The sequence below is a fragment of the Halogeometricum pallidum JCM 14848 genome, from assembly GCF_000337095.1.
In the GTDB taxonomy this organism is placed as follows: Archaea; Halobacteriota; Halobacteria; order Halobacteriales; family Haloferacaceae; genus Halogeometricum; species Halogeometricum pallidum.
In genome coordinates, this window is the sequence record NZ_AOIV01000024.1 from 87,616 (window position 1) to 108,761 (window position 21,146).

Genomic DNA, 21,146 nt, shown 5'->3' on the forward strand with positions numbered 1-21,146 from the left:
TACGGCGTTTCCGACCCACGAGGGGATATGTACGCCGTGACCGTCGTTCGACCCCTCGTCGCCCGGCACGCGCTGACCGTGCCGAATCCCGGCCCCGAGGGGGACCCCCATTCGCACCGGTACCGACTGGAGGTCGAGCTGACGGGCGAGACGCTGGACGAACACGATTACCTGGTCGATATCGACGCCGTGGAGGCGGCGCTCGACGACGTGGAGGAGCGCTACGCCGACGCGTTCCTGAACGACCTACCGGAGTTCGAGGGGTACAACCCGAGCGTCGAACGCTTCGCGCGGGTGCTCCACGACCGACTCGCCGCCGAACTCGACGCCGAGGCGGTGTCGGAGGCGACGGTCACCGTCTGGGAGGACGACGCGGCGAACGCGGCTTACGCCGCGCCGTTCTGATGCGCGTCGCCCTCGTCGTCCCCGGGTCGCTCGACACCGCCTCCGGCGGGTTCGCCTACGACCGGGCGCTCGTCGACGGCCTCCGCGCCGCGGGCGAGACGGTCCGCGTCGTCTCCGTTCCGTGGCGGCGGTATCCGCTGGGCGTCCTCGACTCGCTCGTCGCCCGACGGCTCTCGCCGCCCGAGTTCGATCCCGACGTCGTCCTCGCGGACGAACTCGCCCACCCGGCGCTCCTCCGTTCGGACACCGGCGCGCCCGTCGTCGCCCTCGTCCACCACCTCCGCTGCGACGCCGCCGACGGACTCGACGCCGCCGTCGCGGGGACGCTCGAACGACGCTTTCTCGACGGCTGCGCCGCCGCCGTCTGCACGAGTCGCCCGACGGCGAACTCGGTCGAACGGCGCGCGCCCGGACTCCGGACGCACGTCGCGCCGCCGGCGGACACGCAGTTTGACCCCGATGTGACCGCCGCTGACGTCGCGCGACGCGCTCGGAGAGATCCGTTCCGGGTGGCTTTCGTCGGCAATCTCGTCCCGCGGAAGGGGGTCCTCACGCTCCTCGATGCGCTCGCAGGACTGGAGGCGCCGTGGCGCGCCACGCTGGTGGGCGACCGCCCCGACGACGCCTACCTGCGCCGCGTCCGCGAACGGATCCGACGGCGCGGACTCGGCGACCGGACCCGCCTCGCGGGGTCGCTCCCGACCGAGGAGACGGCGTCGGTCCTCCGCGAGAGCCACGTCTACGCGATGCCCTCGGCGCACGAGGGGTTCGGCATCGCCTACCTCGAAGCGATGGGGTTCGGTCTCCCCGTCGTCGCCTCGGCGTCGGGCGGGGCGTCCGACCTCGTCGACCCCTCGACGGGCGTCCTCGTCGCGCCGGGCGACGTGGGGGGCGTTCGGGACGCCCTCACCGGATTCGTCGGGGACAGAGACCGCCTCGCGACGGCCGGCCGGGGCGCCCTCGACCGATACGAGGCGCACCCCTCGTGGCCGGAGACGGTGGCGGGCGTCAGACGCTTCCTCCGCGGCGTCGTCGACGAGGACGACGATATCGGCGGTGTGGGCGGTTTCGGGGAGAAGGACGACGCGGGGCGACCCCCGTGAAGGGGGACTTCCGACGGTACCTCGCGGCCAAGGAGTCCGTCGACGACCGAGCGTTCGTCCCCGGCGTGCGCCGCCTCGTCCGGTCGGACCTCGCCGACCGACCGGACGGCGTCCGCCTCCTCGACGCCGGGGCGGGCACGGGACCGTTCCTCCGCCGCCTCCTCGCGTGGGACGCCCCGGACCTCACGTACGTCGCCGTCGACGCCGACGGCGTGAACCTCGAACGCGCCCGCGAACGCGTCGTGGCGGCGCCGGCGGCCGGATACGCCGTCGACGCCGACGGCGAGCGGGCCGGCGACTTCGACGGACCGGGCGAGACGGTGGGGTCGCTGTCGCTAACGGGTGAGAACGCCGTCGACGTGCGCTTCGTCCGCGGCGACGCCCTCGACGCGGCCGACGCCGGCGGGTGGGACCTCCTCGTCGCGCAGGCGTTCGTGGACCTCCTCGACCCGGCGGGGGTGGACCGCCTCCTCGACGGCCTCGTCCCCGGCGGGCGGTTCTACTTCCCGATCACCTTCGACGGCGGCACGGCGTTCTCGCCGGCGCACGACGCCGACGACGCTGTCCTCTCGGCGTACCACGACACGATGAACGTCGGGGACCGCCTCGGGTCGCGGGCGGGGCGACGACTGGAGCGACACCTCGACGCGCGCGATGTCGATTACGTCGCGGCGGACGCTGACTGGTCGGTGCGACCGGTCGGGGGCGGCGGCGACGAGGGCGAGGCCGACTATCCGGCCGACGAGGCGTACTTCCTCCGAGTCATCGTGGATACGGTGGCCGACGCCGTCCGCGGACGCGTCGACGAGGCGACGAGGCGCCGGTGGCACCGCACGCGGCGGCGGGAACTCGACGCTCGTCAGTTGGAGTTCGCGGCGAGAAACAGGGACGTGACCGGAATCGTGTGACGCGGGCGGTGCGGGTCGGGGTCGCGGGTCGGCGACTGCCGAAGGGTCTCAGTCGTCCGCTTCGGTGGTCGTCGTCGCCTCGTCCGTGTCGCCCTCGTAGATGGCGGCGCCGTCCTGGGCCACCTGCCGCGCGAGGACGGCACATTTGATGCGCATCGGCGAGATGTCGACGCCGAGCATCTCGGTTACGTCGTCGGTGTCCATCTCGTCCAGTTCCGACAGCGTCGTCCCCTGCAGTCGCTCGGAGAGCATGCTCGCCGACGCCTGACTGATGGCACAGCCGTCGCCGGTGAACGCGACGAACTCGATGGTGTCGTCGTCGTCTTCGAGCCGCACCTGCATCGTGATGGTGTCACCGCAGGAGGGGTTCTCCCCGGTGTGCGAGAACGTCGGATCCTCCATCTCGCCTTTGTTCCGGGGGTTCTTGTAGTGGTCCAGAATCTGCTGTCGATACATATCCGAGCCCATACCCATAGTTATCGGTCGTAGGTGAGTTTGCCGGATAAGCGTTCCGGGGCGAACGATTCTCACCCGAACGCACTCGTATCCGGAGCGAGTGTTTCCACTCGATGGAGCCGACCAGACGCCTCGCTCACAACCTCCGGTCTCAGTCGCCCGCCTACGGCTACACGCTCACGATGTGGGGCGCGGGCCACCTCCTGATTCACGTCTACCGAATGCCCGACTCGCTTTCGGTGCTCGCCTACGTCGGCGGCGCCCTCGTCGGATTCGCGGTGCTGTCGACCGCCGCCTTCGGCGACCCCCCGGCCGACGTCGACGACGCGGACTCAGATACCGGCGTGACCGCCCTCTCGCTGGTTCACGTCACCGCGACGGCCGGTAACCTCCTCCTCATCTTGGCCGTCGCCCACCTCCTCCGGGCCGCGGGCGTTCGCTCCACGGTGGCGTTCGCTGTCGCCGGCGCGCAGTCGACCGTCCTCTACAACGCCTCGTTGCTACTCGAAGACCGCGTCTCGGAGGCGGTGGCGTCGGCGTTCGGCGCGTGATCACTCCGAACGCGCCGCGCCGACCCGCCGCCACTTCTTCTCTACTTCGCGGTTGGCGACGACGACCACGTCCCCCTCGTCGTCGCGGAACCGGCTCTTCCGCAGGCCGATGGATTCGACGACGCCCGTCGCCGGGTCCGACTCCACGCGGTCGCCGGGGTTGAAGTCCGGGTCGCGGAGCAGGTAGACGCCCGACACCGTGTCGGCTATCATGTTCGAGAGCGCGTAGGAGATACCCAGCGCGATGAACCCCGTCGCGGTGCCGAGACTCGCCGCCACGTCCCCCATTCCGACTATCTTGAAGAACGCCAGCGCCGCGCCGAACCAGAGGAACACCCCGGCGACGGTGACCCCGAGGCTGACTACGAGGTCCTGTTCGTCCGGATAGAGGGCGTCGAGCGTCCCCCGAAGCGCCCACAGCGCGAGTCTGATGACGACGTAGCTCAGGACGAGAAAGACGATACCTCCGAGGACGTTCGGAATCGCCTCGCGCAGTCCGGTGACGAACTCCACGAAGGTCCCGCGGACGACGTCGGCGACTGAGACGGCCGTTTGGAACACACGTCCCGCAGACGGGAGTCCGGCGAATAACGATTGGGGCGCCGCGCCGTCGTTGGATGATTCGGCCGCATCCGGGTCCCGGCTCGGCATCCCTCACCCTCGTTAACGATTTTATTTACTCAACGTGTAGTAAGTCTTTTCACCGCGTCCGCGTTACGCAGAAATATGGCAGTAACCTCCAACTCGCGCAGCAAAAATGAGGTAGAAGAACAATGATGTGGCAAGACATAGTTTTCCTCGCCGGAAACGTCTTCTCCGTCGCCGCGCTCGCGCCGACGCTGAGAGACGAGACGTCGAAGATTCCGCTCGGGACGAGTCTCCCCTCGCTGACTCTCGGGTTCGTCTACGGGACGGCGTTCCTCACGATGGGCATGACGTACTCGGCGGCCGGCGCCCTCCTCACCGGCGTCATCTGGGGACTCATCGCGCTGTTTCGCTCCCCGGCGGATGTCTCCGAACTCGGCGCGTCGCTTCGACGCTCGTCCGACGTGGCACCTTCGGCGTCGCCGCCGGGAGCGGACTGAACCGATACGGCCGTTTTGGGGGGTGCGACGACCTCAGGCGAACAACTGCCGGGCGTCGTCGACCGCTTCCACGAGTTTGTCTATCTCCTCGTAGGTGTTGTAGACGTAGAACGACGCGCGCGTCGAGGCGGCGATGCCCAGTTTGCCGTGTAGGGGTTGGGTGCAGTGGTCGCCGGCGCGGACGGCGACGGCGTGGTCGTTGAGGATGCTGGAGAGGTCGTGGGCGTGCACGCCGTCGAGGTTGAACGCGACGAGTCCGCCGCGGTCGTCGCCCGGCGGCCCGTATATCTCGACGTCGTCGAGTTCGGTCAGTCGGTCGTAGGCGTACTCGGCGAGCAGTTCCTCGTGCTCTTGGACGTTCTCCATCCCGACGTCGTCGAGGTAGTCGATGGCCGCGTGGAGGGCGATACCCTGTTCGATGACGGGCGTGCCCGCCTCGAACTTCCACGGGAGGTCCTCCCACGTCGAGTCCTCGTAGGTAACGCTGCGTATCATCTCGCCGCCGTAGAGGTAGGGGCTGGTCTCCTCCAGGATCTCCTCTTTGCCGTAGAGGACGCCGATGCCCGTCGGCCCGAGCATCTTGTGTCCCGAGAACGCGTAGAAGTCGGCGTCTATCTCCTTCACGTCGACCGGTCGCGTGGGAACCGCCTGTGCGCCGTCGACGAAGATGTACGCGCCGACGTCGTGCGCCAGTTCCGCCAGTTCGGCGACGGGGTTGATGGTTCCGAGCGTGTTCGAGACGTGGACGGCCGAGACCATCTTCACGTCCTCGTCGATCAGTTCCGCCGCGTGGTCCATGTCGAGGCGGCCCTCCTCGTCGATGCGGACGTACTCGACCGACGCCCCGGTCTTCTTGGCTATCTGCTGCCACGTGACGAGGGAGGCGTGGTGCTCCATCTCCGTGAGCACCACCGTATCGCCCGCGCCGAGTTCTTCGAGGCCCCACGCGTAGGCGACGAGGTTCATCGCCTCCGTCGTGTTCTTCGTGAATACGATCTCCTCGCGCCCCGAGGCGCCGACGAACTCCGCCACGCGGTCGTGGGCGTTCTCGTACGCGACGGAGGCCTCCTGACTCAGGTGGTGGATGCCGCGGTGGACGTTCGAGTTGTAGCCGTAGTAGTAGTCGACGATGGTCTCGACCACCTGCTTCGGCGTCTGACTGGTCGCCGCGTTGTCGAGATACACCAGGGGCAGTTCGTCGTCGTCGCCCTCGCCGGGTACCGTGAAGTCGCCGCCGACCTTCCGGTCGAGGATGGGGAAGTCCTCGCGGATGGACGCGACGTCTATCGGGTACGATTCCTGCACTCCCATTGTAACTCGGTAACCGCCCCAGCACTAACACGGCTTCGGTCCGCACGGCGCGACGAAACCGAATTCGGTAACGTTCCGAGCGAACCGCTACGGGAATCAGCTACGACTCGTCCGCTACCGCATCCAGAGCAGTTGGGCGTGGCGCGTGCCGCCGACGTCGAGGACCGACTCCTCGTCGACGATGCCGGCGTCGACGGCGACTTCGACGGCGCGTTCCCCGACGATGTTCGCCACCGTCGCGCGCGTGAGACTGTCGACGACGGCTTGGGCGTCCGCGTCGTCGGCCTCCTCGCCGCCGTAGAACTCTTCGGTCACTTCGAGGGACACCGGGCCGTCCTCGTACGTTTCGCCGAGGCAGTCGCGGTCGCAGACCGAGACGAGCAGTCCTTCCGGCGTGTCTCGCTCTCGGAGGAGCATCACTGGTCCTCGATGAGTTCCTGTTCGCGCTGCTGCCGGAGTTCGTTGGCCTGCTGTTGGACCTGGTCGGCCTCGTCCTCGCGGCCGAGGTCCTCCAGCGCGCGGACCTTCTCCTCTAAGACGTCGGCCGTCCGCATTCCCAGTCTGATCGCGTTGTCGAAGGCGTTGACGGCGTCCTCGCTCAGGCCGCGTTCCTGCAGGAAGAAGCCGCGGTTGTACCACGCCTGCCCGAAGCGCGGGTCTATCTCGACGGCGCGCTCGGCGTGCTGAAGCGCCTCTTCGGTCTCGCCGAACTGCCAGAGGGCGTAGGCGAGGTTCGTCTCCGCGGAGGCGGCGTGCTCGGAGTCGTCGTCGATGCGGAGCGCCTCGCGGTAGGAGCCGATTGCCTCGTCGAACTCCTCTAACTCGGCGTGCGCGGCGCCTTTGTTCACCCACGCCTCCTGCGCTTCGAGGGAGTCGTCCTCGGCGAACTGCGCGGCCCGCTCGAACGCCTCGGTGGCCTCCTCGAAGCGGTTTATCTGCATGTACGAGAGGCCGACGTCGACGAGTTGGTCGACGTCGACTTCGTCCTTCGCGATGTTCCGTTCGTCGAGTTCGTCGGCGATGACCCGGGTGTCGACCGGGTCGACCTTCGCCGGGTCGACGTTCAGTTCAGGCGGGTCGAGCGTGAACTCCTCGTAGTCCTCGCTGAACCCCTGTCCCTCGGAGAAACGGTGGGGTCTGTCTCGCTCGCCGTCTTCTGCCATGCGGCGCGCTTAGAGGTCGGGACGGTTAAGAACTGCGTCACGAATCCCGTCGCGCGGCGGTCTCTCGGGGGCCGGACCCCCGTCCGGCGTATGCCGGCCGAACGTTGAACCGTCGTCGGACCGTCTCCACCCGTATGCGCCTGTTCCTCAGCATCGACCTGCCCGACTCGCTCACGGAGGCCGTCGCGTCGGCGCAACAGCGGTTCGCCGGCGCCGAGGGGCTCCGGTTCGTCGCCCCCGAGCAGGTCCACGTCACGCTGAAGTTCCTCGGGGAGACGGACGAGGACCGCCTCCCCGACGTCGGGGCGGCCGTGGAGACCGCCATCGACGACTCGGGCGTCGAGGCGTTCGACGCCACCGTCGGCGGGTTCGGCGTCTTTCCCTCCTTAGAGTACATCAGCGTCGTCTGGGCCGGCGTCCGCGAGGGGGCCGGTGCGGCGGAGATGACGGCGCTCGCGGAGGCCATCGACCGCGAGACGGCCGCACGCGGCTTCGGGTCGGAGGACCGCGAGTTCACGCCGCACGTGACGCTCGCCCGGATGGACGACGCGCGCGGCAAGGACCTCGTCCAACGCGTCGTCCGCGAGGAGGATCCCGACGTGGGGACGTTTCCGGTGCGCGAGGTGCACCTGAAAGAGAGCGTGCTGACCGACGGCGGCCCGCGGTACGAGACGCTCCGGCGCTTCGCGCTCTGACGTCGAGACGCGCTGTCCCCCTTCTCACCGTCTCAGTCCGCGTCGCGCGGCATCCGCGCGTCGCCGTCGCACTCCCGTTCTCGCCGGTGTCCGCGTCCGCGTTCGAGCGCTCGCCGCACGTCCTCGCGCTTGACGAGCAGGAAGCCGACGAAGATGACGGCGAAGCCGGCGACGGTGGTCGCATCGAGCGCCGTCCCCCGAAGTCCCCACCCGGAGACGGCGGCGAAGACGGGGATGACGTACTCGAGGAGGCTCACCTCCACCGGTCCGACGCGGTCGAGCAGCCAGAAGTACATCACGAACCCGCCCGCGCCGGCGACGACGGCGAGGTAGAGGAGGGCGGCGACGGCCTCCGGGGTCCACTCGGCGGCCGCGAACGACTCCCACGGGAGGGCGGCGCTCGTCGCGTGCAGGAGGAGGGCCCCGACGAGCATCATCCACGCCTGCGTCGCGACGAACGGCAGGTCCGAGCGCGAGTCGTGCGTGAGCACCGCGCCGAGGGCGAACGCGACGGCCGAGGCGAGGACGAGGACGACGCCGAGGAGGTCCGACGCGCCGAGGTTCCCCGGGTCGGGGTCGGCGATGACGACCACGCCGACGAACCCGAGGAGGACGCCGGCGGCGCCGACGGGCGAGAGGCGTTCGGCCGCGGCGGTCAGACGGGTGAGCGCCGGCGTGATGACGGGGATGAGTCCGAGGAGCACGGCGGCGACGGCGCCATCGACGTACACCTGCCCGGAGAACAGGAAGGCGTGGTGGACGCCGATGGTGAGGGCGCCGCCGGCGAGGACGGGCAGCCACTCCGCGCGCGAGGCGGGCAGGAGCCGGTTCCCCCGGACGCGCGCGAGACAGAAGAGGAGGAGCGCGGCCACGTCGAAGCGAACGGCGGCGAACAGGGCCGGCGGCAGGGAGTCGAGACCCACCTCGGTGGCGACGAAGGCGGTGCCCCAGACGGCCGAGAGAAGGACGAAGACGAGGGAGGTCCGATGACGCATCTGGCTGTCCGGAAGCGGTCGGCCGTCGTGAATGGCTCGGTTCCGCTCCGGTCGGACGGTCGACTCGGTGGGGCCGGCAGCATCGGGACGGAGGCGATACCGGCCCCGGTCGTACTGACTATCGGCCGTGGCGGCCGTGAGGCATCCTCGCACCGGCGGAACCGAAGGAACAAGATTTTATGCGGGCCCGAGGTAGTTTCGGGCACCATGAGCAAGAAGTCCAAGGCCAAGAAGAAGCGACTGGCCAAACTGGAGCGTCAGAACAGCCGCGTCCCCGCGTGGGTCATGATGAAGACGGACATGGAAGTCACGCGAAACCCGAAGCGCCGCAACTGGCGGCGGAGCAACACGGACGAGTAAGCCATGAGCGCAAGCGACTTCGAGGAGCGCGTCATCACGGTCCCGCTCCGAGACGTGAAAGCCGTTCCCGCGCACGAGCGTGCGGGCCGCGCGATGAAGATCATCCGCGAGCACCTCGCGAAGCATTTCTCGGTCGACACCGAGGAGGTTCGCCTCGACCCCGCCATCAACGAGACGGTATGGGCGACGGGTCGACAGCAGCCCCCGAGCAAACTGCGCGTCCGCGCCGCTCGGTTCGACGAGGACGGCGAGCGAGTCGTCGAAGCCGAACCGGCCGAATAACGTGCTCCGCACCTCCTTCGCTGGCTCGGCGTACGTCGGCGTCTTCGCGTGCGCGACCGACGACATACTGTTGGTCCGCCCGGACGCCGAGGACGACGTCGTCGACGCGATAACCGACGAACTCGGCGTGCCCGCGGTGAAGACCACCGTCGGCGGATCGGGAACCGTCGGCGCCCTCGCGACGGGCAACGCCAACGGCATCCTCGTCTCCGCGCGCGCGACCGAGCGAGAGAAGGAGACCATCGAAGACGCCGCCGGCGTCCCCGTCTCGGAGCTTCCCGGCCGCATCAACGCCGCCGGGAACGTGGTCTTAGCGAACGACGCGGGCGCGTACGTCCATCCCGACTTCTCCGACGAGGCGGTGGCCGCCGTCGAGGACGCACTCGACGTGCCCGCCGAACGCGGCGACCTCGCGGACGTGCGGACCGTCGGCACCGCAGCCGTGGCGACGAACAGGGGGGTGCTCTGCCACCCCAAATCCCGCGAACCCGAGCTAGAGGCGCTCGAAGAGCTCCTCGACGTGCGCGCCGACATCGGCACGGTCAACTACGGCGCGCCGCTCGTCGGCTCCGGACTGGTCGCCAACGAGGCCAGCTACGTCGTCGGCACGGAGACGACCGGGCCCGAACTCGGCCGCATCGAGGAGACGCTCGGTTACCTCGACTGACGACCGCTACGCGACCGCTCTCCCTTCTCTCCGCTCCGCTCGGTTTGTCGCCTCCAGCGCCGCCGTCCGATTCGGCGCTCCGTTCCGGCGGCTCTGTTCCCTCCGAGTAGGAAGATACTTCCCGCTCGCGGGCCGACGATGCGGGTATGAGTCAATTTACGGTGAGCGGCCAGTTCCAGAGCCGGGACGGCCACAGCAAATTCGAGACAGTTGTCGACGCGCCGAACGAGAACGTCGCCCGAGACCACGTGTTCTCGAACATCGGGAGCCAGCACGGGCTCAAGCGCCCCCAGATCGAGATCTCGGAGGTGTCCGAGCAATGATGGGCGGCGGACAACAGCAGCTCCAGCAGCTCTCCCAGGAGCTTCAGGCCATCGACGAGGAGATAGAGGAGCTCGAAACCGACGTTGCGGACCTCGAACAGGAGAAAGAGGAGATAGACGAGGCCGTCGAGGCCATCGAGACGCTGGAGTCGGGGTCGACGGTGCAGGTACCCCTCGGCGGCGGCGCCTACCTCCGCGCGGAAGTGCAGGACATCGACGAGGTCATCGTCGACCTCGGCGGCAACTACGCGGCCGAGCAGGAGCAGAACGACGCCATCAAGGCCCTGCGCGTGAAGCAGGACTCCCTCGACGAGCAAATCGCGCAGGTCCGCGGCGAGATAGAGGACCTCGAAGACGAGAGCTCCGAACTCGAACAGCAGGCCCAGCAGATGCAACAGCAGATGCAGCAACAGCAGATGCAGCAGATGCAGCAGCAGCAGGGCGACGAAGACGGCGCGTAACGCCGCTTCGACCAGCTTTCACTCACTATGTTCGACGGACTGAAAAAGAAGCTCAACAGTTTCCGCGAGGATGTCGAGGATACCGCCGAGGAGAAGGCCGAAGCGGAAGCCGAGGCCGAAACTGAGACCGGGGACGAGACGCCGGTCGAAGCCGACGCCGAGACGTCCGAACCCGCCGCCGAGGCGGAGGCGGCCGAACCGGGGGCACCCGAGGCCGACGCGGACGCCGAGACGGTCGCGGCCGACTCCGAACCCGGAACGCCCGGTGTCGACGCCCCGACGACCGCCGACGGCGAGAACGAAGCGGGTTCGACGACCGCTGAGATGCCCGAGGAGGACCCCGGCGGCGTCTCGCTCTCCGAGAGCGCCGACGCCGGGACGACCGACGGGGCGACGGCGGACGCCGACGCGCGGACGCCGCCGGACGAGGACCCCGAGACGACGCCCGAGGTGGGGTCTGAATCCGACACGGCGTCGTCGCCGACCGGAACCGCGGACGCCGCCTCGACGAGTACGGGTACGGACGTAGGCGCGGACGCGAATACGTCGACGGCGGGAGCCGAAGCGGTCGACCCCGCCGACGAACGCGTTGAGGAGGCGGCCGTGGACGCGGACGACGAGGAGGCGCCGCCGCGCGAGCGTCTCGCGTCGGACGCCGCGAGCGAAGCGCTCGAACCCGGCGAAAAGAAGGACGGCGCCGGGCGACTCAAGCGCGCCGCGGCGTTCGCCACGGGGAAGGTCATCATCGAGGAGGAGGACCTCGAAGACCCCCTCTGGGAACTGGAGATGGCGCTCTTGGAGAGCGACGTGGAGATGCACGTCGCAGAAGAGATTCTGGAGACCATCCGCGACAAGATGATCGGCGAGTCGCGCAAGCAGGTCCAGACGATGGGCCAACTCGTCCACGAGTCGCTCCACGACGCCCTGTACGACGTCATCAGCATCGGTCAGTTCGACTTCGACCAGCGAATCGCCGAGGCGGACAAGCCCATCACGCTCACCTTCACCGGCGTCAACGGCGTCGGGAAGACGACGAGCATCGCCAAGATGGCTCGCTACTTCGAGAAGCAGGGTCTCTCGGTGGTCATCGCCAACGGCGACACCTACCGCGCGGGGGCGAACGAGCAGATTCGAAAGCACGCCGAGAACCTCGACACGAAACTCATCACGCACGAACGGGGCGGCGACCCGGCGGCGGTCATCTACGACGGCGTCGAGTACGCGAAGGCCCACGACATCGACGTCGTCCTCGGCGACACCGCCGGTCGCCTGCACACCTCCAACGACCTGATGGCCCAGTTGGAGAAGATAGACCGCGTCGTCTCCCCGGACATGACGCTGTTCGTCGACGAGGCGGTGGCCGGACAGGACGCCGTCGAACGCTCGAAGAAGTTCAACGACGCCGCGGAGATAGACGGCGCCATCCTGACGAAGGCCGACGCCGACTCCAACGGCGGTGCGGCCATCTCCATCGCCTACGTCACGGGCAAGCCCATCCTCTTTCTCGGCGTCGGACAGGGCTACGACGACATCGAGCGGTTCGACCCCCAACTGATGGTCGATCGCCTCCTCGGCGACGAGGAGTAGCCCGCCGACCCCCTTCGTTTCCACTCGAACCGGCTCGTTCTCCGGCCCGATCGAACCCCCCTGTTTCCACTCCAGCGCTCCTTCTCACTCGACGGCGACGCCGACGCCGAGCGCCACCATCACGCCGCCGCCGAGCCAGTTCAACCCCGAGGAGAAGCGCGAAGACTCGAGCGCCCGGCCGATTCGGCCGGAGCCGAGAGCGACGACGGAGAGGTAGACGGCGGTTAGCCCGGCGTACGTCGCGCCGAGCAGCAGCATCCGCGCGTCCGCACCGGAACCGGTCCCCGCGAACCCGGGGAGTAAAGAGAGGAAGAACAGCGCCACCTTCGGGTTGAGGGCGTTGACGAACACGCCCCGGCGGAAGCTCCCCTCCGGGTCGGTGCCGACCGTCGGGTCGAACTCGTCGTTCCGGAGCGCCGAGACGCCGAGATAGACGAGGTAGAGGGCGCCGACGTATTTCACCACCCGGTAGGCCGTCGGCGCGGCGCGGAGGAGGGCGGCGAGGCCGAACGCCGCGGCCGCGGTGTGGACGAGCACGCCGGTGGAGATTCCGAGCGCCGAGCGGACGCCGACGCCGCGACCCTGCATTCCGCGGGCGAGGACGTACATCGTGTCCGGGCCGGGCGTGAGGATGAGAGCGACGGCGGCCCCGCAGAACGCGAGGTACGTCGTCGTCGTCAGACCGGCGAGCAGTTCGGGCATCGGTGGTCGGTGTCGTCGCGGCGACTAAAACTCCCCCCTTAGCGCGAGAGCTGATTCTTCAGGTCGTCCCACTCGCCGGTCTCCTCGACGCGTTCGACGTTCTCGGCGAGGATGTCGGCGAGTCGCGTGAAGTAGTGGGGCGTGTGGCCCGACACGTGGGGCGTCAGGAGGACGTTCTCGAAGTCCCACAGCGGGTGGTCCCGCGGCAGCGGTTCGGGGTCGGTCACGTCCAACGCCGCCGCGCGGACGTAGTTGCGGCGAATCGCCTCCACGAGGGCGTCGGTGTCGACGACGCCGCCGCGGCCGACGTTCACGACGGCCGCGTCGCTCGGCAGCGAGTCCAGCGCCTCGGCGTCTATCAGTTTCTCCGTCGTCTCGGTCAGCGGGCAGGCGAGGACGAGGTAGTCCGTCCGGACGAGCGCGGACTCCAACTCGTCGAAGCCGACCACCTCGTCGGTCGGTCCGCCCTTCTCGGGCGTGTAGCGCGCGCCGACGGTGTCGACGTCGAACGGCTCCAACCGCTCGACGACGGCCTGTCCGATGGCCCCCAGTCCGACCACCGTGACGGTCGACCCCTTCAGTTCGCCGAACGCCTGGAAGTGCCGCCACTCGCGGCGCTGCTGCCGGCGGATGCCCTCGTCCAGCCGTCGGGCGAGCATCAGCAGCCATCCGAGGACGTGCTCTGCGATGTTCGGGCCGTGGACGCCCGAGGCGTTCGTCACCGCGACGCCGTGTTCGCGGAGGCGGTCGACGGGGAGGTGGTCGGTGCCGGCTGACTGGGCGGCGAACAGGCGCAACTCCTCGGCGGCCGCCAGCAGTTCGTCCGGAAGGTAGGTGCCGGTGATTATCTCGGCGTCCGCGGCCTCGTTCAGCCGTCCGTCCGAGGTTTCGGGGTGGACGACCGTCGCGTCGGGCAGTCGTTCTCGGAGCGCCGTCGCGTACTCCGAGGCGGGGATGCCGTGCGCCGAATCACCGAGGACGAGGATTTTGGTCATCACTCGGTGCCTCGGGCGGTCGCGTGATAGCGTTTGGGCTCCCCCTCAGCGCTCTCCCCGAGACACCACCGAGAACAACGGATAAAGCCTTTACACGGGCGGCGGCGTAGAGAAGGACAATGGTACTCGACAATCTCGGGAGTTCCCTTCGCGGCAGTCTCGACAAACTGCAGGGGAAGTCCCGGCTCGACGAGGACGACGTCGACGAGATCGTCCGGGAGATCCAGCGGTCTCTCCTCTCCGCGGACGTCGACGTGAGCCTCGTGATGGACCTCTCCTCGTCCATCGAAGACCGCGCGCTGCACGAGGAACCGCCGGGCGGCACGTCCGCGCGCGACCACGTCCTCAAGATCGTTTACGAGGAACTCGTCGACCTCATCGGCGAGTCGACCGACATCCCGCTGGAACCGCAGACGATTCTCCTCGCGGGCCTGCAGGGGTCGGGGAAGACGACCACCGCCGCCAAGATGGCGTGGTGGTTCTCGACGAAGGGGCTGCGCCCCGCCGTCATCCAGACCGACACGTTCCGACCGGGCGCGTACGACCAGGCCAAGCAGATGTGCGAAGAGGCCGAGGTGGAGTTCTACGGCGACCCCGACGAGGAGGACCCCGTCAAGATAGCGCGCGAGGGCATGGAGGCCACCGAGGATGCCGACATTCACATCGTCGACACCGCGGGCCGACACGCCCTCGAAGAGGCCCTCATCGACGAGATAGAGGAGATAGAGCGGCAGGTGAACCCCGACCGCTCCATGCTCGTTCTCGACGCGGCCATCGGACAGGGCGCGAAGGACCAAGCCCGGGAGTTCGACGACTCCATCGGCATCGACGGCGTCGTCATCACCAAACTGGACGGGACGGCGAAGGGCGGCGGGGCGCTGACCGCCGTCAACGAGACGGACTCCTCCATCGGGTTCCTCGGCACCGGCGAGACGGTGCAGGACATCGAGCGGTTCGAGCCGAACGGCTTCATCTCCCGCCTCCTCGGCATGGGCGACCTGAAGCAGTTGTCCGAACGGGTCGAGCGCGCGATGCAGGAGACGCAGGAGGGCGAGGACGACTGGGACCCCGAGGACATCATGAAGGGTTCGTTCACCCTCAAGGACATGCAAAAGCAGATGGAGGCGATGAACAAGATGGGTCCGCTCGACCAGGTGCTCGACATGATTCCGGGACTCGGCGGCGGGTTCAAAGACGAACTCCCGGACGACGCGATGGACGTGACGCAGGACCGGATGCGCTCGTTCGACGTCATCATGGACTCGATGACCGAAGAGGAGTTGGAGAACCCCCGCATCGTCGGCGCCTCGCGCGTCCGCCGCATCGCCCGCGGGTCCGGCAAGGGCGAGGAGTTGGTGCAGGAACTGCTCGAACAGCACAAGATGATGGAGCGCACCATCAAGCAGTTCCAAGGCATGGGCGACGGCGACATGCAGCGGATGATGAAGAAGCTCCAGAATCAGGGCGGCGGTGGCGGCGGCGGACTCGGCGGCATGGGTCCGTTCGGCGACTGATCGTCCCGTTCCGACCGCGACGTTCGACTGCTCCCCGTTTCGCCTCGCTCTTCGCTCCGCTTTGCTCCCAGTTTTCCGCCGGCCCGCGCGCTGAAACGCTTCCTTCTCGGCTGACAGCTTCGTCGCCGGTCGACGGATAGGTCGGGATTAAATCGCGCTCGACGTCGTCTCCGCACCGCAGACGACCGGACGCCCGCCGCGACGACTGTTCGATTACGTACTATCTACTAATGGTGGTTCCGGCACACTCCCGCACATGAACGTCGGAGACTGCGCCGCCACCTGCCGGGACATCCTCGACGAGGTGTCCCGCGCCGTCGTCGCCGACCGCTCGGTTCTGCGGTCGATACTGTTGGGCTATCTCTCGCGGGGGCACGTCCTCTTAGAGGACGTCCCCGGAACGGGGAAGACGCTCACCGCGCGGTCGTTCGCCACCGCACTCGGCCTCTCGGCCTCGCGCGTGCAGTTCACACCCGACCTGCTGCCCTCGGACGTGACGGGCACGCACGTGTTCAACGAGCGGACTCGGGAGTTCGAGTTCCAGGAGGGGCCGCTGTTCGCCAACGTCGTCCTCGCCGACGAGATAAACCGCGCCTCGCCGAAGACGCAGTCCGCCCTGCTGGAGGCGATGGAAGAGGGACAGGTCACCGTCGACGGCGACACGCACGCCCTGCCGGACCCGTTCTTCGTCATCGCCACGCAGAACCCCGTCGAACAGGAGGGGACCTTCGAGTTGCCCGAGGCGCAGAAGGACCGCTTCGTCGTGAAGACGAGCCTCGGGTTCCCGGACGAGGCGGGCGAACTCGAACTCATCGACCGGCGCGCGGAGCGTCACGAACAGTCGCCGTCGGCGTCGCGCGTCTGCGACGGGCGCACGGCGAGCGAGATTCGGACCGCCCCCGAACGGGTGCACGTCGAACGCGACGTGCGGAAGTACCTCGTCGACGTCGCCCGCGCGACGCGCGAGGACCGCCGCGTCCGCGAGGGAGTCTCGCCGCGCGCCACCCAGCGGCTGTTCGAGGCGTCGCGCGCCCTCGCCGCGATTCAGGGGCGGGAGTTCGTGACGCCCGACGACGTGAACGCCGTCTCGAGGCCCGTGTTGGCCCACAGGCTCGTCCTGACGCCGGACGCCCGCGTCGGGCAGGTGGACCCGCGCGATGTCGTCGACGACATCCTCGCGGACCTCTCCGTGCCCTCGGTGGACGTTCGGCGGCGCGCCTGACGGACCGTCTCTCGGAGAATCGAATTTACGCGCGAATTATTCACAGTGAAGACGGGGCGAAACAGCTACTCAGTATAGGGCGCTAACGTCACTGTGGATTGCAATCCACCAATCCATATCGAGAACTGCGACTGTGAACAGTCACCCAGTTAATCAATAGCCGGTTTTGCGTGAAATTATAAGTACTTTATCATGAACTCGGCTGTATTGCTACGTGCCATGCCATTGTTTATGGACGTCCACAGAAATGTTGACGCAACCGTCGAAGACGTTGTAGAGGCACACAAAAAAGACGTCGAGACCCAAGAGAAACACGGTGTGAAATACCTGAATTACTGGGTCGACGAGGACGAAGGTGCCGTCTTCTGTCTGTTCGAAGGCCCAAGCAAAGAAGCGGGTGAGAAAGTTCACGAAGAAGCCCACGGACTCACCGCAGACGAGATATTTGAGGTTGAACAGGGCGAGGCAACCTGAACCCCAACAAAAGCAATTAAAACGGCGGTAGTCGTATCTATAGAGATCGATTTCTCCACTGACGCTCGAACGCTGCTGGCCGATGCGCACCCTTCATTCGGTAGAGGACTCATGTCAGTACCCTCTCCCTGCTGACATCTAATATAGACATAAGCACGTGGTACGGGGTGATCTCAGCGTTCCTCTTTGGTCGGAAAAGACACCGGACTAATCGTCCTCCGAATCCTGTGATGTCGCCGCCCGCGCGTGTTCCTCAGTTCGACAGCGCCACCAGCAACGCGACGGCGGCGCACAGCAGCAACAGGAGACCGACGAGCGGAACGTCGGTGACGCCCATCCCGCGGACGCCGAGCGTCGCGGCGACGACGACGACGCCGTAGCCCGCGGTGGCGGCGGTTCGGCCGACTTCGACGGGCCACGTCCGGGCCGCGACGCCGACCTGTTCGCCCAAGGAGACGGCTCGCTCGCCGGCGTCCCACGCGACGACGGCGGCGACCATCGCGACGAGGAGGGGCGTCGCGCCCGTCTCCGTCAGGAGGCCCGCGAGGACGACGGAGACGGTGAGGACGGCGGCGCCGACGGTCACGAGTCCGCCCGCCCGGTTCGACCGAAGGGGGGCGACGCCCGCGCCGACGAGGGCGACGCCGGCGACGCCCGCGCCGGTCACGAGTCGCTCCGAGAGCGCTTCGGCCCCCGTCGCCGTCGCGGCGACGGCGGCGACGACGCCGCCCGCGCCCGCGAGCAGCAGCAGTCCGCCGACGACGGCGTGACCGCGGCGACGGACGGCCGCGGCCGCGACGAGGCCCGCGACGCCGAGAAGCGAGAGGCCGAGGCCGACGAGGGGGACGCCGGCGAGGGGTCCGGCGCCCGCCGAATCGGCCGCCCCGCTTCCGGTGACGGCGGCGACGACGAGGACGGCGGCGAGGACGGCGAGGACGCCGCCGGGGCGCGTCGGATGCGCGACGTGCCGCCGGGCCGTCGGTTCGGTCTCCGTCTCTGTCCTCCGCCCGGTTCGTCCGCTCACGCGAACCCCTCCCGCGCCCGGACGAGTTCCGGGCCGAGCGGTTCCGCGGGGTCCCAGTCGACGACGCGCACCTCCGCGCTCCGCAGTCGCCGAATCCGGTCGTCGCGTTCGACCGTCGCCAGCCGTCCGCCCCGCGTCGCCGTCGTCGTCGGGTCGGGCGAGACGACGGTGACGGCGGTTCCGCCGCGTTCCAGTTCGAGAGCGAACGCCGTCACCGCCTCGTCGGCGAGGGGGGAGAACAGCACGACCTGCGTCCCCGGGTCGAGGCGGCGCCGCAACTGCTCTAACTGGCCGTCCGCACCCCAATCGGCGTCCGGGGCGGGCGGGACGGTGGAGAAGGCGGGGTGGCTCCCCATCCGGCGGCGCGCCTCCGCGAGGTGGTCGCTCCCCGTTCGCGGCGGCAGCCAACAGGGCTGTCGGCCGACGGCCGCGACGCCGACGGGGTTGCGCGTGTCGGCCAACGCGGTCAGCACCTGCGCCATCCCCTCGCGACCGCAGGCGACGGCGTGGGGTTCGTCCTCGTCGGTCGCGCGGTAGGCCGAGGGGCGGGCGTCCAGACAGAGGACGACCGAGGCGAGTCGCTCCTCGCGGAACTCGATGGTGGTGAGTTCGCCCGTCTTCGCCCGCCGCCGCCAGTCGATGCGCGAGAGGGGGTCGCCGGAGCGGTACTCGCGGGTCTGGTGGAACTCGGTGCCGGCGCCGCCTTCATCGGTGACGACGGACCCGCCCGCCCGCATCGTCTGCTGCCGGAGGGGAACCTCGGGAACCGTCGCGGCGCACTCGATGGCGGTGTCCGTCTGTACGGTCGTCTCGACTTCGTGGGCGCCGGCCGCGTCGCGGGCGATGGCCGTCGCGGGGTCGAACTGGTGGCGTCCGTGTTCGGCGCGGACGGCGTAGGAGAACTCCGTCGTCGCGCCCGGCCGGAGGAACGCGGCGTGCCGGGGCGTCCCCCCGCTCACGGTGAGCATCGGTGGGACGCCGTCGACGACGCGGAGGTCCGTCAGCGTCGACGACCCCGTGTTCCGGACGCGGACGGTCACGTCCACGTCGGTTCCCGCCTCGGCGTCGTGCGGGTCGACCGTCCGCGTCAAATCGAGGTCGACGGTCGGCGGCGAGGTGAGCCACGGGTACGCCGCGTAGCCCGCGCCGACGGCGCCGAGGAGGAGGACGACGGGGTCCTTCGCGAGGAGGCCGACGGCGGCCGCGAACAGGGCGACGGCGACGACGCCGCGCCACCGACGGGTCCGCCGGACCGTCGTCATCGCCGGCCCCCGTCGGTGGCGGCTCTCGGCCCGTTCTCGACGTCGGCTCTCTCGTCCGCGACGCCCTCGACCCGACACACCTCGTCCGCCGCGCGCTTCGCGCCCCGCCGGAACCCCGGTCCCGAGAGCGGACCGAGGAGGCGAGCGGTCAGCGACGTCCGCTCGTCCTCGGAGAGGAACGCGGCCGCCACGTCGTCGTCCGTCCAGTCCCCGGCGTCGACGCGCGCCGCGGCCCGTTCGCGCGCGACGCCCTCGCGGTGCATCACCGACCGAACCGCCGCCTCGCGGACCCGTTCGCGGACGGTTTCTTGGTCCCCGTCGCGACCGACCGAGTTCCACGAGCCGTCTTCGACCGCGCGGTCGAACTCGACGCCCGGGTGTGCGGCGTTCTGAACGGTCTCCGGTTCGGGCGGCGTCGTTCGGGTCACCCCGTCGGCGCCGCGGAGGGCGAGGGCGGCGACGACGATCAGCAGCGCCACCGACGCGACGCCCGCCGCGAGCAGGTAGTCGTTGCCGGCGAAGGCGACGAGCGCCGCCGCCGCGTCGCCGAGGGCGTTCGGAAGCGCGACGAGAGCGAACGCACCCGCCGCCCCGACGGCGCCGACGCCACCGACGAGGAGTCGTCCCGCGCGGTTCACCGCCGGAGCCCTCCCGGCGTCCGCCCCTCGTCGAACCGCGAGAGGCCATCCTCCATCCGTCGGACTCGCTCGTCGGTCACCTCGCGGTCGCCGTATCTGACCTCCTCGAAGACGCGCCTGAGACGTTCGACGCCCTCGGGGTCGAAACCGCTCTCGACGGCGGCGGAGGCACACTCTTCGGGGGTCCGTCGCCACGGGTCCTCCACGTCGGCCCTCGAGAGGACGGACACCCACGCGCGTTCGATGGCGTTCTGCGGTTCGAGTTCGCGCGCGCCGGTCGGTTCCTGCCGGTCGGCGTCGCCTCCCAAGCGTCGAGCGAGCCTATCGCCGTAACGCGCCAGCAGCACCGCGACGCCGAGAAGGGCCGCCAGCGCGGCGAACAGCGGCAGGAACGTCTCTAAGAAGTCCATAAACACGTCGAGCCACTCGCGCGTCGCGTCGGACTGGGATTCCGACTGCGATTGAGACTGCTGGTCGTTCGACTGACCGTTAGAGTCCGCCGACCGCTGCTCCTCCTCGGCCGCACCGACGCGGGACTGTCCGTCACCGTCCCCGTTCGCCGACCGCTGGACGGCCGCTTCGGACCCCTGCCCCGTCATCGCGCGCTTGAGATCACCCGCGGTGTCGGGGCTGATGGGGACGGTGTTGTAGTCGAGGTCGACCACCTCGTCGGGGTTCGTCGACAGCGACGTTTCGAGCGTCGTCGACGCGACGCCGACCGATGCGATACAGGACAGAACGACGAGGGCGGTTGCGACTGTGCGTAGGTTCATCTCTCGGGGTGCGCGGTCGCGGTAGTGGTAGCGATTCGATCGCCGATGACGACTCCTAAACGTCGAACGCGTTCGGTCGTCCGGCGGTCGAGACGCCTCGCGGACGGCGGGAGTCTTGCGTTCGTGTCTCCGTCTTCGAGGCCCGGGTCCCGTCATCCGCGATAGCTGACTCGCGTGGATAGGCGACTCG

The 21,146-nt window shown here is 68.8% G+C and carries 27 protein-coding genes; 15 read left to right on the plus strand and 12 right to left on the minus strand.

Annotated features, from left to right (window positions below; all coding sequences use genetic code 11):
* Nucleotides 1–27: 27 nt before the first annotated feature.
* Genes C474_RS10445 through C474_RS10455 form a run of 3 tightly spaced genes read left to right on the plus strand, consistent with a single transcriptional unit; the run spans nt 28 to nt 2,416 of the window.
* Nucleotides 28–405, plus strand: coding sequence for a 6-pyruvoyl trahydropterin synthase family protein (locus C474_RS10445; RefSeq protein ID WP_008386590.1), 378 nt, complete (start codon nt 28–30; stop codon nt 403–405).
* Nucleotides 405–1,508, plus strand: coding sequence for a glycosyltransferase family 4 protein (locus C474_RS10450; RefSeq protein ID WP_008386591.1), 1,104 nt, complete (start codon nt 405–407; stop codon nt 1,506–1,508). The genes C474_RS10445 and C474_RS10450 overlap by 1 nt, the downstream gene beginning before the upstream one ends.
* Nucleotides 1,505–2,416, plus strand: coding sequence for a class I SAM-dependent methyltransferase (locus tag C474_RS10455; RefSeq protein WP_008386592.1), 912 nt, complete (start codon nt 1,505–1,507; stop codon nt 2,414–2,416). The genes C474_RS10450 and C474_RS10455 overlap by 4 nt, the downstream gene beginning before the upstream one ends.
* A 48-nt stretch (nt 2,417–2,464) precedes the next feature.
* Here C474_RS10455 and sufU read toward each other — a convergent pair whose 3' ends face one another.
* On the minus strand, nt 2,465–2,890 hold the full coding sequence (sufU, locus tag C474_RS10460; RefSeq protein ID WP_008386593.1) for a Fe-S cluster assembly sulfur transfer protein SufU: 426 nt from the start codon (nt 2,888–2,890) through the stop codon (nt 2,465–2,467).
* A 95-nt stretch (nt 2,891–2,985) separates the two neighbouring features.
* Here sufU and C474_RS10465 point away from each other — a divergent pair, with 95 nt between their 5' ends.
* The gene (locus C474_RS10465; protein WP_008386594.1) at nt 2,986–3,423 is read left to right on the plus strand and encodes a hypothetical protein; all 438 of its coding nucleotides are present in this window, start codon (nt 2,986–2,988) and stop codon (nt 3,421–3,423) included.
* Here C474_RS10465 and C474_RS10470 read toward each other — a convergent pair whose 3' ends face one another.
* Nucleotides 3,424–3,936: a mechanosensitive ion channel domain-containing protein gene (locus tag C474_RS10470; protein WP_394295420.1), complete on the minus strand. Its 513-nt coding sequence runs from the start codon at nt 3,934–3,936 to the stop codon at nt 3,424–3,426.
* A gap of 260 nt (nt 3,937–4,196) precedes the next feature.
* Between C474_RS10470 and C474_RS10475 the strand changes: the two genes are divergently transcribed.
* Nucleotides 4,197–4,508 carry a hypothetical protein gene (locus tag C474_RS10475; RefSeq protein WP_008386596.1) on the plus strand — a complete coding sequence of 104 codons (312 nt, stop codon included), beginning with the start codon at nt 4,197–4,199 and terminating at the stop codon, nt 4,506–4,508.
* A gap of 33 nt (nt 4,509–4,541) precedes the next feature.
* Here the strand turns inward: C474_RS10475 and sufS are convergent, their stop codons facing one another.
* The 3 genes from sufS to C474_RS10490 all read right to left on the minus strand — a co-directional run bounded on the left by sufS (nt 4,542) and on the right by C474_RS10490 (nt 6,982).
* On the minus strand, nt 4,542–5,813 hold the full coding sequence (sufS, locus tag C474_RS10480; RefSeq protein ID WP_239640415.1) for a bifunctional cysteine desulfurase/selenocysteine lyase SufS: 1,272 nt from the start codon (nt 5,811–5,813) through the stop codon (nt 4,542–4,544).
* Between the two features lie 120 nt (nt 5,814–5,933).
* Nucleotides 5,934–6,236 (minus strand): DUF424 domain-containing protein, encoded by a 303-nt coding sequence (locus C474_RS10485; protein ID WP_008386598.1) that lies wholly within the window; start codon nt 6,234–6,236, stop codon nt 5,934–5,936.
* Nucleotides 6,236–6,982 (minus strand): tetratricopeptide repeat protein, encoded by a 747-nt coding sequence (locus tag C474_RS10490; RefSeq protein ID WP_008386599.1) that lies wholly within the window; start codon nt 6,980–6,982, stop codon nt 6,236–6,238. The genes C474_RS10485 and C474_RS10490 overlap by 1 nt, the downstream gene beginning before the upstream one ends.
* 134 nt (nt 6,983–7,116) lie before the next feature.
* On the opposite strand from C474_RS10490, the gene thpR reads away from it, so the two are divergent.
* A complete protein-coding gene (thpR, locus tag C474_RS10495) occupies nt 7,117–7,677 on the plus strand; it encodes an RNA 2',3'-cyclic phosphodiesterase (protein WP_008386601.1) in 561 nt (186 codons plus the stop codon).
* A 32-nt stretch (nt 7,678–7,709) separates the two neighbouring features.
* Here the strand turns inward: thpR and C474_RS10500 are convergent, their stop codons facing one another.
* Nucleotides 7,710–8,672 carry a DMT family transporter gene (locus C474_RS10500; protein WP_008386602.1) on the minus strand — a complete coding sequence of 321 codons (963 nt, stop codon included), beginning with the start codon at nt 8,670–8,672 and terminating at the stop codon, nt 7,710–7,712.
* A gap of 207 nt (nt 8,673–8,879) precedes the next feature.
* Here C474_RS10500 and C474_RS10505 point away from each other — a divergent pair, with 207 nt between their 5' ends.
* The 6 genes from C474_RS10505 to ftsY all read left to right on the plus strand — a co-directional run bounded on the left by C474_RS10505 (nt 8,880) and on the right by ftsY (nt 12,352).
* Nucleotides 8,880–9,032 (plus strand): 50S ribosomal protein L39e, encoded by a 153-nt coding sequence (locus C474_RS10505; RefSeq protein WP_008386605.1) that lies wholly within the window; start codon nt 8,880–8,882, stop codon nt 9,030–9,032.
* 3 nt (nt 9,033–9,035) lie between these two features.
* Nucleotides 9,036–9,314, plus strand: coding sequence for a 50S ribosomal protein L31e (locus tag C474_RS10510; protein ID WP_008386607.1), 279 nt, complete (start codon nt 9,036–9,038; stop codon nt 9,312–9,314).
* A 1-nt stretch (nt 9,315) separates the two neighbouring features.
* Nucleotides 9,316–9,981: a translation initiation factor IF-6 gene (locus C474_RS10515; protein WP_008386608.1), complete on the plus strand. Its 666-nt coding sequence runs from the start codon at nt 9,316–9,318 to the stop codon at nt 9,979–9,981.
* 146 nt (nt 9,982–10,127) lie between these two features.
* Entirely contained in the window at nt 10,128–10,304 is a 177-nt protein-coding gene (gene rpl18a / locus C474_RS10520) for a 50S ribosomal protein L18Ae (RefSeq protein ID WP_008386610.1), read from the plus strand.
* Nucleotides 10,304–10,765, plus strand: coding sequence for a prefoldin subunit alpha (gene pfdA / locus C474_RS10525; protein WP_008386612.1), 462 nt, complete (start codon nt 10,304–10,306; stop codon nt 10,763–10,765). Before rpl18a ends, pfdA begins: the two co-directional genes overlap by 1 nt.
* A 27-nt stretch (nt 10,766–10,792) precedes the next feature.
* On the plus strand, nt 10,793–12,352 hold the full coding sequence (ftsY, locus tag C474_RS10530) for a signal recognition particle-docking protein FtsY (protein ID WP_008386613.1): 1,560 nt from the start codon (nt 10,793–10,795) through the stop codon (nt 12,350–12,352).
* Nucleotides 12,353–12,436: 84 nt separating this feature from the next.
* On the opposite strand, the gene C474_RS10535 is transcribed toward ftsY, so the two are convergent.
* Nucleotides 12,437–13,054, minus strand: coding sequence for a LysE family translocator (locus C474_RS10535; protein WP_008386615.1), 618 nt, complete (start codon nt 13,052–13,054; stop codon nt 12,437–12,439).
* A 38-nt stretch (nt 13,055–13,092) separates the two neighbouring features.
* A complete protein-coding gene (locus C474_RS10540; protein ID WP_008386617.1) occupies nt 13,093–14,049 on the minus strand; it encodes a D-2-hydroxyacid dehydrogenase in 957 nt (318 codons plus the stop codon).
* A 119-nt stretch (nt 14,050–14,168) separates the two neighbouring features.
* On the opposite strand from C474_RS10540, the gene C474_RS10545 reads away from it, so the two are divergent.
* The 3 genes from C474_RS10545 to C474_RS10555 all read left to right on the plus strand — a co-directional run bounded on the left by C474_RS10545 (nt 14,169) and on the right by C474_RS10555 (nt 17,259).
* Nucleotides 14,169–15,563 carry a signal recognition particle protein Srp54 gene (locus C474_RS10545; protein WP_008386619.1) on the plus strand — a complete coding sequence of 465 codons (1,395 nt, stop codon included), beginning with the start codon at nt 14,169–14,171 and terminating at the stop codon, nt 15,561–15,563.
* Between the two features lie 256 nt (nt 15,564–15,819).
* A complete protein-coding gene (locus C474_RS10550) occupies nt 15,820–16,785 on the plus strand; it encodes an AAA family ATPase (protein ID WP_008386621.1) in 966 nt (321 codons plus the stop codon).
* 192 nt (nt 16,786–16,977) lie between these two features.
* Nucleotides 16,978–17,259, plus strand: a complete 282-nt coding sequence (locus C474_RS10555) for a DUF4242 domain-containing protein (protein ID WP_239640414.1) — start codon at nt 16,978–16,980, stop codon at nt 17,257–17,259.
* A gap of 253 nt (nt 17,260–17,512) precedes the next feature.
* Here C474_RS10555 and C474_RS10560 read toward each other — a convergent pair whose 3' ends face one another.
* From C474_RS10560 to C474_RS10575, 4 genes are read right to left on the minus strand one after another with little or no spacing between them, the layout of a single operon-like run.
* The gene (locus C474_RS10560; RefSeq protein ID WP_008386624.1) at nt 17,513–18,283 is read right to left on the minus strand and encodes a DUF7519 family protein; all 771 of its coding nucleotides are present in this window, start codon (nt 18,281–18,283) and stop codon (nt 17,513–17,515) included.
* The gene (locus C474_RS10565) at nt 18,280–19,545 is read right to left on the minus strand and encodes a DUF58 domain-containing protein (RefSeq protein ID WP_008386626.1); all 1,266 of its coding nucleotides are present in this window, start codon (nt 19,543–19,545) and stop codon (nt 18,280–18,282) included. Before C474_RS10565 ends, C474_RS10560 begins: the two co-directional genes overlap by 4 nt.
* Nucleotides 19,542–20,183 (minus strand): DUF7269 family protein, encoded by a 642-nt coding sequence (locus C474_RS10570; protein ID WP_008386627.1) that lies wholly within the window; start codon nt 20,181–20,183, stop codon nt 19,542–19,544. Before C474_RS10570 ends, C474_RS10565 begins: the two co-directional genes overlap by 4 nt.
* Nucleotides 20,180–20,956: a DUF4129 domain-containing protein gene (locus C474_RS10575; RefSeq protein WP_008386629.1), complete on the minus strand. Its 777-nt coding sequence runs from the start codon at nt 20,954–20,956 to the stop codon at nt 20,180–20,182. Before C474_RS10575 ends, C474_RS10570 begins: the two co-directional genes overlap by 4 nt.
* Between the last annotated feature and the right edge of the window lie 190 nt (nt 20,957–21,146).

Coding starts and splice junctions, on each gene's coding strand:
- C474_RS10445 (WP_008386590.1), top strand. CDS start 28: ATGTACGCCGTGACCGTCGTTCGACCCCTCGTCGCCCGGCACGCGCTG.
- C474_RS10450 (WP_008386591.1), top strand. CDS start 405: ATGCGCGTCGCCCTCGTCGTCCCCGGGTCGCTCGACACCGCCTCCGGC.
- sufU (WP_008386593.1), bottom strand. CDS start 2,890: ATGGGTATGGGCTCGGATATGTATCGACAGCAGATTCTGGACCACTAC.
- C474_RS10465 (WP_008386594.1), top strand. CDS start 2,986: ATGGAGCCGACCAGACGCCTCGCTCACAACCTCCGGTCTCAGTCGCCC.
- C474_RS10475 (WP_008386596.1), top strand. CDS start 4,197: ATGATGTGGCAAGACATAGTTTTCCTCGCCGGAAACGTCTTCTCCGTC.
- C474_RS10485 (WP_008386598.1), bottom strand. CDS start 6,236: ATGCTCCTCCGAGAGCGAGACACGCCGGAAGGACTGCTCGTCTCGGTC.
- C474_RS10490 (WP_008386599.1), bottom strand. CDS start 6,982: ATGGCAGAAGACGGCGAGCGAGACAGACCCCACCGTTTCTCCGAGGGA.
- thpR (WP_008386601.1), top strand. CDS start 7,117: ATGCGCCTGTTCCTCAGCATCGACCTGCCCGACTCGCTCACGGAGGCC.
- C474_RS10500 (WP_008386602.1), bottom strand. CDS start 8,672: ATGCGTCATCGGACCTCCCTCGTCTTCGTCCTTCTCTCGGCCGTCTGG.
- C474_RS10505 (WP_008386605.1), top strand. CDS start 8,880: ATGAGCAAGAAGTCCAAGGCCAAGAAGAAGCGACTGGCCAAACTGGAG.
- C474_RS10510 (WP_008386607.1), top strand. CDS start 9,036: ATGAGCGCAAGCGACTTCGAGGAGCGCGTCATCACGGTCCCGCTCCGA.
- rpl18a (WP_008386610.1), top strand. CDS start 10,128: ATGAGTCAATTTACGGTGAGCGGCCAGTTCCAGAGCCGGGACGGCCAC.
- pfdA (WP_008386612.1), top strand. CDS start 10,304: ATGGGCGGCGGACAACAGCAGCTCCAGCAGCTCTCCCAGGAGCTTCAG.
- ftsY (WP_008386613.1), top strand. CDS start 10,793: ATGTTCGACGGACTGAAAAAGAAGCTCAACAGTTTCCGCGAGGATGTC.
- C474_RS10535 (WP_008386615.1), bottom strand. CDS start 13,054: ATGCCCGAACTGCTCGCCGGTCTGACGACGACGACGTACCTCGCGTTC.
- C474_RS10540 (WP_008386617.1), bottom strand. CDS start 14,049: ATGACCAAAATCCTCGTCCTCGGTGATTCGGCGCACGGCATCCCCGCC.
- C474_RS10545 (WP_008386619.1), top strand. CDS start 14,169: ATGGTACTCGACAATCTCGGGAGTTCCCTTCGCGGCAGTCTCGACAAA.
- C474_RS10550 (WP_008386621.1), top strand. CDS start 15,820: ATGAACGTCGGAGACTGCGCCGCCACCTGCCGGGACATCCTCGACGAG.
- C474_RS10555 (WP_239640414.1), top strand. CDS start 16,978: ATGAACTCGGCTGTATTGCTACGTGCCATGCCATTGTTTATGGACGTC.
- C474_RS10565 (WP_008386626.1), bottom strand. CDS start 19,545: ATGACGACGGTCCGGCGGACCCGTCGGTGGCGCGGCGTCGTCGCCGTC.
- C474_RS10575 (WP_008386629.1), bottom strand. CDS start 20,956: ATGAACCTACGCACAGTCGCAACCGCCCTCGTCGTTCTGTCCTGTATC.